The organism is Streptomyces sp. NPDC045899 (assembly GCF_056431485.1).
The window spans coordinates 140252-152295 of the sequence record NZ_JBWKKP010000017.1; the positions used below are offsets into that span (position 1 = coordinate 140252).

Below are 12044 nucleotides of genomic sequence, written 5' to 3' on the forward strand. Positions count from 1 at the left end.
ACGAGTTCCGGACAAAGGGACGGCGGAGACGTGTCGCGCTGATGCCCGGGAACGACGGTCAGGCGAATTCCAGCGCATCGGGGCCGAGGGGCGGTACCAGCCCCTCGGCCGCCGCGCGGGTCAGCAGCCCCCGCACCGCGGCGTAGCCGTCCTCGCCCAGCCCGGCGGTGAACTCGTTGACGTACAGACCGATGTGCTGGTCGGCGACGGCCGGGTCCATCTCCTGGGCGTGCGCCAGCACATACGGGCGGGACGCCTCCGGGTCGTCCCAGGCCATCCGCACCGAGGCGCGGGCGGCGTCGGCGAGTGCGCGCAGCCGCTCGGTTCCCAGTGAGCGCTTGGCGATGATCGCGCCGAGCGGGATCGGCAGCCCGGTCGTCAACTCCCAGTGCTCGCCCATGTCGGCGAGGGAGTGCAGGCCGTAGTCCCGGTAGGTGAACCGGGCTTCGTGGATGACGAGTCCGGCGTCCACCTTGCCGTCGCGCACCGCGGGCATGATCTCGTGGAACGGCAGCACCTGGATCTGCCCGACCCCGTCCGGGACTTCGGTCGCGGCCCACAGCCGGAACAGCAGATAGGCCGTCGAACGCTCACTCGGCACCGCGACCGTCCGGCCCGCCAGGTCGGCCGCCCGGCCGGGCTCCCGGGTCAGCACCAGCGGACCGCAGCCACGGCCCAGCGCCCCGCCGCACGGCAGCAGCGCGTACTGGTCCAGCACCCACGGGAGAACGGCGTACGACACCTTCAGTACGTCGAACTCCCCGCGCTCGGCCATCCCGTTGGTGATGTCGATGTCCGCGAAGGTGACGTCCAGCGGTGGAGCCCCGGGAACGCGGCCGTGGGCCCAGGCGTCGAAGACGAAGGTGTCGTTCGGGCACGGGGAGTACGCGATCTTCAGGGGCTCGGTCACGGCCCGGTTCCTTCCCGGTCGGGGTCCGGGCCCGGGGCCCGGGTCCAGGTGCTGAGGACGGGTACGAGGCGCCCGAAGGCGTCGGCCAGGGCCTCCAGCGCCTCGCCGATCCGCCAGGCGGCACGGTCGCGCGGGCCGACGGCGTTGGAGACCGCCCGTACCTCCAGGACGGGCACGGACTGCGCGGCGGCCGCCTCGGCCACCCCGAATCCCTCCATCGCCTCGGCGGTGGCCCGCGGATGACGCCGCAGCAGCTCCGCGGCCCGTCCGGCGCTGCCGGTCACGGTCGACACGGTGAGCACGGTGCCGCGCGCCGCGCGGGCGGCCTCGGCGGCCGCGGCCACGAGGTCGGCGGGCGGCAGGTGTGCGACGGTCCCGAAGCCGAGGTCGGTGACGGCGGCGAAGCCGTCGGGGGTTTCCGCGCCGAGGTCGGCGGCGACCACGGCGTCGGCGACGACGACCGAGCCGAGCGGGGCGCGAGGGGCGTCCCCGGAACCGGCGTCGGCACCGGCACCGGCTGGAACGGTGAAGCCGCCGCCGATACCGGCCGATACGGCCAGGTCATAGGGGGTGCCCGCGAGCGCGGCGGCGGTCAGCGCGGTGGCGGTGCCCGCAGCGGCGGCCGCCGGGCCGACCCCGGCGGCCAGGACGTCGACGGTGAGCGCCGGGGAGCCGGACCGGGTCAGGCGGTGCAGGATGGCGCCGGGCAGGGTGACCTCGGCACGCGCGGCGTCCCGGCCGGACGCGATGCGCCGGCCGGCGCCGCTGATGCCCGGCCCGTCCGGCGGCGCTGACTCACCCGGTGCTCCCGGCGCGGCCGTTGTTCCGGTGGCGGCGGCCCCGTCCGGTGCGGTGGCCTCGCCGATGCTCCCGGATCCGCCCGCCGGGGCGGCGGCGCGGAGGTGCCGGGCGAGGCCCCGTACCACCGCGTCCCGCTCGGCGGCGACGGCCGTGACGATCAGCGCGCGCATGGGCGCCGGTCGTCCGTCAGGAGTCCCGCTCGAGCTTGAAGCGCCAGATGCCCTTGGGACGCTGGCTGCCCTTCCCGCCGTCGTCCACCTGGACGACGGTGAGGGTGACCTTGTTGACCGGAGTCGACTGCCCCGTCTGGGGGTTCGACTGCGACAGCAGGGCCTCGCTGTCGAAGCTGCGGTAGGTCTCCTTGCTCGGCTCGTTCATGACCGGGGTACCGGCCACCACGGCCCAGCCGGACTCGGCGATCTTCGGGTCGACGCCGATGCGCACCTTCTCACCGGTGGTCACCTTGATCGTCTTCTCCGGCGCCTTGTCCAGGCACTTGTTCAGCGCCGACTTGCTGAGCTGCCCGCTCTCGCTGTAGCAGTCCTCGGCGGCCTCCGCGGTCACGGTGGTCGAGCCGACCGTCACCGTCGCGATCGGAGTCGGCTTGTCGCAGGCGGAGAGGGCGATGAGCCCGAGGGCAACAGCGCAGGCGGCGGTGGCGGCCCGGCGGCCCTTGCCCCTGGAAAACAGCGCAGCGGTCATGCGGGCAGGCTATCGGTCCGTTCCGATCATGCCGCGCGCGGGTTCGTCCCAGAGCGTTTCGCCCCGCGGACGGACGCCGGTCAGGCCACCCGGGGGCGCGGTGCGCCGTGCCGGGAGGCGGTCAGCAGCCCCCGTACGCTCACGGCGACGCCCAGGGCGATCACCCCCGCGGCGACCGCCATCCCCAGCACCCCGTTGAGCGGCAGCGCGATACCGACGGCCCCGCCGATCACCCATGCGATCTGGAGTGTGGTCTCCGAACGGGAGAACGCCGAGGTGCGGACCTCCTCCGGTACGTCGCGCTGGATGAGCGCGTCCAGCGACAGCTTGCCCAGCGCCTGGGCGATGCCCGCCGTGGCGGCGACCGCGGCGACCGTCACCACGCCGTACAGCGCGGCCGACACGATGAGCACCCCGAGGGCCGAGGTCAGCACCACGGCGATGATCCGCTCCGGCCCGCGGGCCCGCAGCCAGGCGCCGATCGCCGTGCCCAGGGCGTTCCCGCCGCCCGCCGCGACCGCGACCAGGCCCAGGGAGAGTTCGGGTCCGAGCCCGCCCACCGGCTGGTCGCGCAGCAGGAAGGCGAGGAACAGGGTGAGGAAGCCGGACAGCGTCTTGAGCGCGGCACACGCCTGGAGGGCGTGCAGGACGGACGGGCCGACGGTACGCAGCCCGGGGCGCCGCTCCCGGCCGCCGAGCCGGTCGGCCGGGCGCCGGCCGAAGAGCTCGCGGAAGGCACCGCCGAACCGTCCGCCGAACGCGCCGGCGAACCGTCCGCCCGGTTTCGTCCCCAGCCGCGCCCCCGAGGGCGTCGTCGGCCTGGGCCGCGGCCGGTGCACCGAGGCGGGCAGATGCAGATGGTGGGTGCCGGAGGTGAGCCGCGCCCGCGACTCGCCCAGGGACGAGTCCACCTTGTGCGGCAGCGTGAAGGACAGGAACGTGCCCGCCATGAAGATCACGAACGCGCCGTAGAGCGGCCAGCTAGGCCCCAGCTGATGCAGCCCGGCCCCCAGCGGCGCGGCGACCCCGGTGGCGAGCAGCCCGGCCAGGGTCACCCGGGAGTTCGCCTTGACCAGCGAGAACCGTGGTGGGAGCAGCCGTGGCACGATCGCGGACCGCACCACTCCGTACGCCTTGGACGCCACCAGCACGCCCAGCGCCGCCGGATACAGCTCCAGACCGCCGCCCACCACCGCGCCCGCCATCGTCAGCGCCAGCACGGCCCGGGTGAGCATCGCGCCCGCCATCGCCGCGCGGCGGCCGTGCGGGATGCGGTCCAGCAGCGGACCGACGACGGGGGCCAGCAGGGCGAACGGGGCCAGGGTGATGGCCAGATACAGCGCCACCCGGCCGCGCGCCTCGTCCGTCGGGACCGAGAAGAAGATCGTGGAGGCGAGCGCGACGGTGATCATCATGTCGCCCGCCGAGTTCACCGCGTGCAGCTCGATCAGTTTGCCCAGCCCGGACTCCCCGGCGCCGTGCGCATGGGTCGCCCGCCGGATGCCGCGGCCGGTCGCGGTGAAGGGGAGGTGCAGTGCGCGGGCGATCCAGCGGCCCGACCGTTGGATCGGGCCGCTCCCCTGGAACCGCATGGCTGCCACCTGACCATGGTGCAGCCAACACGGCCGGTACGTGAGACCTTCGGCGGCTTTCCGGATCGGTTCGGTTCACTCCGACACCCATGGCATCCCTCGGGAACCCCGCTCTGTCCTGCGCAAACGCGGTTCGGCTGGGACGGATGACGGAGGATCGGGCGGGGACGGGGGTGGGGGCGGCCCGGCCGGACAAGGTAGCGTGCGTAGCGCGCCACCGACGGTCGTTCCTGGCCATGTACCGAGTTCCCATCCCGCAGAATGGAACGTACAAGGTGCGCCCGAGGTCGGATCGGGCGCGGACGTCGACGCGGTCCCACGGTCCGCTCCGTCCGCAGTCCCGCCGTCCGGCGGTCGGCTGGCGCACTCGTCAGACGGCTGCGACGGCGTGGAAGAGAGAATCGATCCTGTGAGTGCTGCGATGCGAAGCCGTACCCCTGACCGCCTGTGCGCCGAGGCGGTCGAACTCGCCCGCGAGGCAGCCGGGGAAGTGGCCGGGCCCGGGACGGTGGGCGAGCATGTCGGTGCCGTCGCGGAAGGAGACCGCGTCGTCACCCACCTCTTCGAAGCCTCCGAACCGGGCTACCGCGGCTGGCGCTGGGCGGTCACCGTCACCCGTGCCTCGCGGGCGAAGGCCGTCACGCTGGACGAGACGGTGCTGGTGCCCGGCCCGGACGCGCTGCTGGCGCCCGAATGGGTGCCGTGGAGCGAGCGGCTGCGCCCCGGCGACATGGGGCCGGGGGACCTGCTCCCCACCGAGGCCGAGGACCTGCGGCTGGAGGCGGGTTTCTCGGGCGAGGACGCCCCGCCGCCCAACTCCGTGGTCTCCGAGGAGATGCAGCAGCTCGCCGCGCTGGAGGAGGCGGACGTGACGCCCGGGGCGCCCGCCGTCCAGGGGGCCGCGCCCGCGACCGGCTCGATCGCGGCCATCGCCGAGGAACTGGGCATGCGCCGCGCCCGGGTGCTCTCCCGGTACGGCCTCCACGACGCCGCCGACCGCTGGGACGACGCGTTCGGCGCGAAGACCCCGATGGCGCAGGCGGCCCCCGGCACCTGTGCGAGCTGCGGCTTCCTGATGCCGCTCGCGGGTTCGCTGCGACAGGCGTTCGGGGTCTGCGCCAATGAGTTCAGCCCGGCGGACGGCCGTGTGGTGTCCCTGTCGTACGGCTGCGGGGCGCACTCCGAGGCGGCCGTGATGCCGAAGCCGCCGCGTCCGGCGGAGCCCGTCCTCGACGAGACGGTCGTCGAACCGATGCCGCTCCACCCGGACCGCACCGGCGGCTCGGTGGAGCCGGACGCCCCGGCCGAGGAACTCGGCCACTCCTAGCCCTCCGCGGGCAGCGGTCCCGGACCCGGCGCGGATGGGGCGATCCCAGCGCCCCGGCCGCCCGGTCGGGGCCCCGAGCCCGCGCCGGCCGGGTGATCCGTTCCGTCACGCGGGTGACCCCGGCGTGCGTCCGCCGGGGCGGGGCCCGTGCGGTACGGCGGTGCGCGGGCCGCCGCACCGTGGCCCGGCCGTTGCCGCACCACGGCGGCCGTGCGTCCGCCGTGGGGCCCGTGCGCTGCGGCGGTGGGTGTCCTCGGGCTTCGGTCGGCGAGCCGGGGCGTTGCCCACGGCGGCATCAACCCTCCCCGGTGGCCTCACGCCCCGGGCCGGTGCTCACGGGCCGAGCCCCGGCCACAACGCGGCGACCGCCGCCCGGCGGCTCACGGCCTCCGGCGTTCCCCACGCGGGTGACCCCGGCCGTGCGTCCGCCGGGGCGGGGCCCGTGCGGTACGGCGGTGCGCGGGCCGCCGCACCGTGGCCCGGCCGTTGCCGCACCACGGCGGCCGTGGCTCCGCCGTGGGGCCCGTGCCTCTGTCACAACGCGGCGACCGCCGCCCGGCGGGTCACCGCCTCCGGCGTTCCCCGGCACAGCGGCCCTGGTGCTCAACCGGCACGGGTGCGGGCCGTGACCCGGACGGCCGGGGCGTGGGGATCGGCCGCGGACATCTGCACCGGGGCGGTCCCGGCCGTCCGGGCGCGTTCGCGTTCGCGTCCGCTCGGCCGGGCCGCCGGGGAGTCCGTGGGGGTCGTCCGCGACCGGGTGGTGACCGGCCTCCGGTGCGGCGGATGCCGGTGGCCGCCCGTCCGGCGCCGGGGTGGATCGCGGGAGGGGTACGTTCGCCGCTAGGGTCCGTCATCACCAGGGGCGTTCGCAGGTGGACGCACCTCGGGCGCGCGGGGGTCCGGCGAGTGCGGTGGAAAATCGCGTCTCGTGGGGAACCCGGCTACGGGCACCCGTACGGCAGGACCGCAGGGCACGGACCAGGAACTCCGGAGGCGAGACGTGAGCAGCACGGCGATGGTGCGAGGCGCGACCGAGGACGCGGACCCGTTCGGGACCGCGCGACTGCGGCGCGGCGTGCTGGACGCCTGGGCCGCCTCGTCCGCCCGCTTCCGGGAGGACGCCAACGCCGAGGAGGACCTCGCGCTCGGCGGCCACCGCGACCGGCTGATCGTCGAGCTCGCGCAGAACGCGGCGGACGCCGCCGCCCGCGCCGGGGTCCCGGGGCGGCTGCGGCTCACCCTGCACCCGGCCACCGACGGCGACCCGGCCGTGCTGGCCGCCGCCAACACCGGCGCCCCGCTGGACGCCGCCGGGGCCGAGTCGCTGTCCACGCTGCGGGCCTCCGCCAAGCGGGACGAGCCGGACAGCGCCGTGGGCCGGTTCGGTGTCGGGTTCGCGGCGGTGCTCGCGGTGAGCGACGAACCCGCGGTCGTCGGCCGGAGCGGCGGGATCCGCTGGTCGCTGGCCGAGGCGCGGGAGCTGACCCTGCGCACCGCGGAGGCCGCGCCGGGGCTGGCGGACGAGCTGCGCCGCCGGGACGGGCACGTTCCGCTGCTGCGGCTGCCGCTGCCCGCCGAGGGCAGCGCGCCGGAGGGCTACGACACCGTCGTGGTGCTGCCGCTGCGCGACGGCGCCGCCCTGGACGTGGCCGAGCGGCTGCTCGCCGGGGTCGACGACGCGCTGCTGCTGACCCTGCCCGGACTGGCCGAGGTCGTGGTCGAGACCCCCGAGGGCGTACGGACGCTGCGGCGCCGCGCCGAGGGGCCGTACACGGTCGTCGAGGACAGCGGTGAGCGCGGTACGACGCGCTGGCGCACCGAGAGCGCGGGCGGACGGCTGGACACCGCGCTGCTCGCCGACCGCCCGGTCGAGGAGCGGCTGCGGCCGGTGTGGTCGGTGACCTGGGCGGTGCCGGTGGACGCCGAGGGCGCGCCGGTGCGGCCCGCCACGGCCCCGGTGGTGCACGCGCCGACGCCCACCGACGAGCCGATGGGGCTGCCCGCGCTGCTGATCGCCTCGTTCCCGCTGGAGCCCACCCGCCGGCACACCGCGCCCGGCCCGCTCACGGACTTCCTGCTGGACCGCGCGGCCGAGGCGTACGCCGCGCTGCTGCGTGACTGGCATCCGGTGGGGGTCGGCACGATCGGCCTGGTCCCGGGCCGGCTGGGCAAGGGCGAGCTGGACGGTGAGCTGCGGCAGCGGGTGCTGGAGCGGCTGCCGCGGGTGCCGTTCCTGCCCAGTGCGGCGGCGCCCGCGGCGGGCGAGAGCGGCCGCGAACCGGTGGCCGGCTGGCTGGGTTCGCCGGACGCGCTCGGCCCGGACGCGGCGGAGGGCGGACCGGCGGTGGGCGCCGCGGGCGGGACGCCGGAGCGGACCGCGGCCCCCGATCTCGGCGGCTGGGACGACGACGTCCTGGCGCCCGGCGCGCTGGAGGGCGAGCCGTACGCGCTGCGCCCCCGGGACGCGGAGATCGTCGAGGGCGCGGGCGCGGCGACCGTGGAGGTGCTGGCCGAGCTGTTCCCGACCCTGCTGCCCGCCGGTCTCGAGCGCCGGACGGAGCTGCGGGTGCTCGAGGTGGCGCGGGTGCCGCTGGGCGAGGTGATCGACCGGCTGGCGGGGGTGGAGCGCGACCCGTCCTGGTGGCGGCGGCTGTACGACGCGCTGGCCGGGACCGACCCGGACCGGCTCAGCGGGCTGCCGGTGCCGCTGGCCGACGGCCGGACGACGATCGGGCCGCGGCAGGTGCTGCTCCCGCTGCCCGGGGAGACCGACATCGGCGAGGGCGAGGGCGTCGCCGAGACTCATCGCACGCTGGCCCGGCTGGGCCTGAAGGTCGCGCACCCGGACGCCGCGCATCCGCTGCTGGAGAAGCTGGGCGCGACCCCGGCCACCCCGCGCGCCGTGCTGACCACCCCCCAGGTGCGGGCCGCCGTGGCGCATTCGCTGGAGGCGGAGGACGACTACGACCCGTTCCCGGAGGACGGCGCCGGGCTGGGCGCGGCGCTGGACGCCGACGCGCTGGCCGACACCGTCCTCGGGCTGGTCCAGCAGGCCCGGCTGGCGCCCGGAGACGAACCGTGGCTGGCCGCGCTGGCGCTGCCGGACGAGGACGGGGAGCTGGCCCCGGCCGGTGAGCTGGTGCTGCCCGGGAGCGCCTTCGAACGGGTGATGCGGGAGGGCGAACTCGCCGCGTGCGACGCCGAGCTGGCCGAGCGCTGGGGCGAACAGCCGCTGGCCGCCGTCGGGGTGCTGGCGGGCTTTGCCCTGGTCCGGGCGACCGATGTGGTGCTGGACCCGGATGAGCTGGAGCCGCGCGAGGGCGACTACACCGAGCCCGATGACGTGGGTGTGCTGGACGCGGTGGACGTGTGGTGCGAGGACGCGCTGGACCGGCTGCCGGAGACCCCGGTGCCGCCGGTGGCCACCGAGATCGTGGCGGTGCGGGATCTGGACCTGGTGGACGACGACGCCTGGCCGGCGGCGCTGGCGATGCTCGCCCAGCCGCCGCTGCGGGACGCGCTGACCGCGCCGGTGCGGGTGCTGCTGCCGGACGGCACCACGGAGGCCGTGCGGTCGTACACCGCGTGGTGGCTGCGCGGCCATCCGGTGCTGGACGGCCGCCGTCCCGCCGGACTGCGCGCGGCCGGCGGCGATCCGCTGCTGGCCGGGCTCTACGAGGCGGTGGACGCGGCCGGGTTCGAGGACGAGCAGGTGCTGCGCGCCCTCGGGGTGCGGACCTCGGTGGCGGCGCTGCTGGACGAACCGGGCGGCGCGGCCGAGCTGCTGGCCCGGCTGGCCGACCCGGACCGCGAGGTGACCCCGGCCCAGCTGCGCTCGCTCTACGGGCAGTTGGCCGGTCTCGACCCCGAACAGGTGACCCTGCCGGACGATCTGCGGGCCGTGGTGGACGGGCGTCCGCGCGTGGTGGACGCGGGCGAGGCGCTGGTCGCGGACGCGCCCGACCTGATGCCGCTGGCCGAGGCGGACGGCCGGGCCCTGCTGCCGGTGGCCCCGGCGCGGGCGGCGGACCTGGCGGAGCTGTTCCAGGTGCGGCGGCTGACCGAGGCGTACCCGGCGCCGGTGGTCTCCCAGGGGGACCCCCACGAGGTCGCGGAGGCGGTGCGCGAACTCCTCCCGGACGCCCCGCTGTCGTATGTCGAGCATGAGGAACTGCTGGTCGAGGGCGGGACCGAGCTCGACTGGCGGTACCTGGACGGCACTCTGCACGCCTCGACGGTCGAGGGTGTCGCGGCCGGACTGTCCTGGGCCGCGGGCCAGTGGTCCCGCCGCTTCGAGGTGGCCGCCCTGCTCGAGGACCTGACCCGCACCGAGGAACTGGCCCGCGCCCGCTGGTTCGACTAGGCCCTGTCCCGCCGCATCGACGCAGAGCCAAGTGGGCCGTGGACCGAGTGCTAACGCCCTCCGCCCCCCGCCCCGGCAGACTGACGGGCAGGACGCGGGGGCGCGGGGCCGAGGGGAACACGAGGTCTCGCGGGACCTCCGGGTCCGGACCGATGGCAGTTCGGACGTTCAGGGAGTGTGCCCATGAGCAAGCTCGTACGAGGGACGGCGCTGGTCGGAGCGGCGGTCGCGCTGACGGCGATGGTGTCGCCGGTGGCCCAGGCGGATCATCATGTGCCGGCCTCCAAGCGTGGCTATGTGGAGCTGAAGGCCTTCGAACCGGCGCCGGTCTACGAGAAGGCCAGCACCAGGTCCCGCAGGGCGGGAACGTTCCAACGAGGTGAGACCGCCCGGGTCTGGTGCGCCCTCAAGGTCGGTGGCGGCGGGGTGTGGTACTCGGTACAGGACATCGGCGGGGCGCTGTGGACGCAGTCCAGCCACTTCGAGTCCTCGGGCGAGATCAAGAGGTGCTGACCGCCTGATCCATGACCCACGGCGGCCCCGCCGCCGTCCCTCCGGGGGCGGCTGCGGGGCCGTCCGCGTCAGGGCTTGTGGGCCACGCCCGCGTGGATCCACAGGTCCAGGGCCTCCGCCTCGGCCCGCGCCCGCTCGCTCTCCGGCTTCCAGCGGTGCGGCATCACCACGCCCGGTTCGACCAGTTCGAGACCGTCGAAGAACGGCAGGATCTCCTCCTGGGTGCGGCCCTGGACGTGGATGCCGCTGCTGCGGTAGAGGTTGGTGACCGCGTCCGAGATGCCGGGGCGGCGGTCCGGCGAGCCGTGGGACAGCACGAGATAGCTCCCCGGCGCCAGCGCGTCGACCAGTCGTCGCACGATGTCGTACGGCTTCTGCTCATCGGCGATGAAGTGCAGGACCGCGTTGAGCGACAGCGCCACCGGCCGGGTCAGGTCGAGCGTGGAGTGCAGCTCCTCGGAGGCGAGGACCGCCTCGGGCTCGGTGATGTCCGCGTGCAGGTACGCGGTGCGGCCCTCGGGGGTGGAGAGCAGCAGCGCCTGGGCGTAGGCCAGCACGATGGGGTCGTTGTCCGCGTAGACCACCCGGGACTCCGGCGCCACGCCCTGGGCCACCTGGTGGAGGTTGGGCTCGGTGGGGATGCCGGTGCCGATGTCGAGGAACTGCCGGATCCCGGCCTCGGCGGCGAGCCAGCGGGTCGCGCGGTGCATGAAGGACCGGTTGGCGCGGGTCCAGGGTTTGACGTCCGGCCAGACGGCCTCGACCTGTTCGGCGGCCTGGGTGTCGACCGCGTAGTGCGTCTTGCCGCCCAGGAAGTAGTCGTACATGCGTGCCGAATGCGGCTTGCTGGTGTCGATCTCGTCTGCGCGAAAGCGGTGCCCCGTCATATCGCCCACATTACTGGCGGGTTGGGGCCGGCCGTGGGCGGTTTCCGGGAGGCATCCGCATCGTGGAACATCCACAACATTGTGAACGGCCCGTGAAGATCGTACAGTTGTGCCAGTTCCGGCCCCGACCGCGACATTCGCGGCCCGGGGCCCTCAGCATTCTGTGGGGGAATCGATGCGCAAGCGCATGACCTTCGTCGTGCTCGCCACCGCCACCGCCGCGGGGGTGGGCGCCCTGACCGCGCCCGCCGCGCAGGCGGACGGCTTCGGTGACACGGCGATCAGCAGCGTGACGGTGAGCAGCAAGGACGTCGTGGTGGGGACCACGAAGGCCAAGACCTTCACGGTCGCCGTCACCGCCTCCGACAACTCGGGGATCAAGGACGCGCAGATCTGGGTGGACGGCCCGTCCTACGGGTACCTGGACGCGACCGGCCCGGCGAAGTGCGTCGCCTCGGCCACCGACGCCCACACCTCCACCTGCACGGCGTCCTTCACCGTGGACCCGCGGGTCGACTTCATCGACAACGACCCCGCGGGCACCTGGTACGCCAATGTGCTGGTCGACGCCAAGGACGACGACTACATGAACACGGAGAAGGCCGCGTCCTTCACCGTGCGGCGCGCCGCCAAGCTGACCGTCAACGCCTCGCCCGAGCCGGTGCGCAAGGGCCGGACGATCACCGTCACCGGTGCGCTGACCCGCGCCAACTGGGAGACGGCCGCCTACGCGGGCTACACGGTCCAGCCCGTGACGCTGGAGTTCCGCAAGAAGAACAGCTCCACCTACACCGCGGTGAAGACGGTGAAGTCGGCCGCCGCGGGCGCGCTCAAGACGACCGTCACCGCCGTCGAGGACGGTTACTTCCGCTGGAACTTCGCGGGCACCGGCACCACCGCGCCGGTGAAGTCCACGGCCGACTTCGTGGACGTGCGGTAGCGGCCT

General features: G+C 75.1%; 9 protein-coding genes. 4 read left to right on the forward strand and 5 right to left on the reverse strand.

The features are described 5' to 3' along the window. Window positions 1–58 precede the first annotated feature (58 nt). The 4 genes from AC07FT_RS24525 to AC07FT_RS24540 form a co-directional block, all read right to left on the reverse strand. A complete protein-coding gene (locus tag AC07FT_RS24525) occupies window positions 59–910 on the reverse strand; it encodes a 1,4-dihydroxy-6-naphthoate synthase (RefSeq protein ID WP_479178114.1) in 852 nt (283 codons plus the stop codon). Continuing rightward, entirely contained in the window at window positions 907–1881 is a 975-nt protein-coding gene (locus AC07FT_RS24530) for a futalosine hydrolase (RefSeq protein WP_479178115.1), read from the reverse strand. The genes AC07FT_RS24525 and AC07FT_RS24530 overlap by 4 nt, the downstream gene beginning before the upstream one ends. Window positions 1882–1897: 16 nt before the next feature. Continuing rightward, complete coding sequence (locus AC07FT_RS24535; RefSeq protein WP_479178116.1) at window positions 1898–2413, reverse strand: hypothetical protein; 516 nt, start codon at window positions 2411–2413, stop codon at window positions 1898–1900. A gap of 80 nt (window positions 2414–2493) precedes the next feature. After that, window positions 2494–4005 carry an MFS transporter gene (locus AC07FT_RS24540; RefSeq protein ID WP_479178130.1) on the reverse strand — a complete coding sequence of 504 codons (1512 nt, stop codon included), beginning with the start codon at window positions 4003–4005 and terminating at the stop codon, window positions 2494–2496. Window positions 4006–4414: 409 nt separating this feature from the next. Here AC07FT_RS24540 and AC07FT_RS24545 point away from each other — a divergent pair, with 409 nt between their 5' ends. From AC07FT_RS24545 to AC07FT_RS24555, 3 genes are all read left to right on the forward strand, one after another. Beyond that, window positions 4415–5332, forward strand: coding sequence for a DUF3027 domain-containing protein (locus AC07FT_RS24545; protein ID WP_479178117.1), 918 nt, complete (start codon window positions 4415–4417; stop codon window positions 5330–5332). A gap of 1018 nt (window positions 5333–6350) precedes the next feature. Beyond that, on the forward strand, window positions 6351–9698 hold the full coding sequence (locus tag AC07FT_RS24550; RefSeq protein WP_479178131.1) for a sacsin N-terminal ATP-binding-like domain-containing protein: 3348 nt from the start codon (window positions 6351–6353) through the stop codon (window positions 9696–9698). 183 nt (window positions 9699–9881) lie between these two features. Next, complete coding sequence (locus AC07FT_RS24555; RefSeq protein WP_471203530.1) at window positions 9882–10211, forward strand: hypothetical protein; 330 nt, start codon at window positions 9882–9884, stop codon at window positions 10209–10211. Between the two features lie 68 nt (window positions 10212–10279). Here AC07FT_RS24555 and AC07FT_RS24560 read toward each other — a convergent pair whose 3' ends face one another. Beyond that, a complete protein-coding gene (locus AC07FT_RS24560) occupies window positions 10280–11098 on the reverse strand; it encodes an SAM-dependent methyltransferase (RefSeq protein ID WP_471203529.1) in 819 nt (272 codons plus the stop codon). A 175-nt stretch (window positions 11099–11273) separates the two neighbouring features. Between AC07FT_RS24560 and AC07FT_RS24565 the strand changes: the two genes are divergently transcribed. Further along, the gene (locus AC07FT_RS24565; protein ID WP_479178118.1) at window positions 11274–12038 is read left to right on the forward strand and encodes a calcium-binding protein; all 765 of its coding nucleotides are present in this window, start codon (window positions 11274–11276) and stop codon (window positions 12036–12038) included. Window positions 12039–12044 lie beyond the last annotated feature (6 nt).

Coding starts and splice junctions, on each gene's coding strand:
- AC07FT_RS24565 (WP_479178118.1), top strand. CDS start 11,274: ATGCGCAAGCGCATGACCTTCGTCGTGCTCGCCACCGCCACCGCCGCG.
- AC07FT_RS24560 (WP_471203529.1), bottom strand. CDS start 11,098: ATGACGGGGCACCGCTTTCGCGCAGACGAGATCGACACCAGCAAGCCG.
- AC07FT_RS24530 (WP_479178115.1), bottom strand. CDS start 1,881: ATGCGCGCGCTGATCGTCACGGCCGTCGCCGCCGAGCGGGACGCGGTG.
- AC07FT_RS24550 (WP_479178131.1), top strand. CDS start 6,351: ATGGTGCGAGGCGCGACCGAGGACGCGGACCCGTTCGGGACCGCGCGA.
- AC07FT_RS24555 (WP_471203530.1), top strand. CDS start 9,882: ATGAGCAAGCTCGTACGAGGGACGGCGCTGGTCGGAGCGGCGGTCGCG.
- AC07FT_RS24540 (WP_479178130.1), bottom strand. CDS start 4,005: ATGCGGTTCCAGGGGAGCGGCCCGATCCAACGGTCGGGCCGCTGGATC.
- AC07FT_RS24535 (WP_479178116.1), bottom strand. CDS start 2,413: ATGACCGCTGCGCTGTTTTCCAGGGGCAAGGGCCGCCGGGCCGCCACC.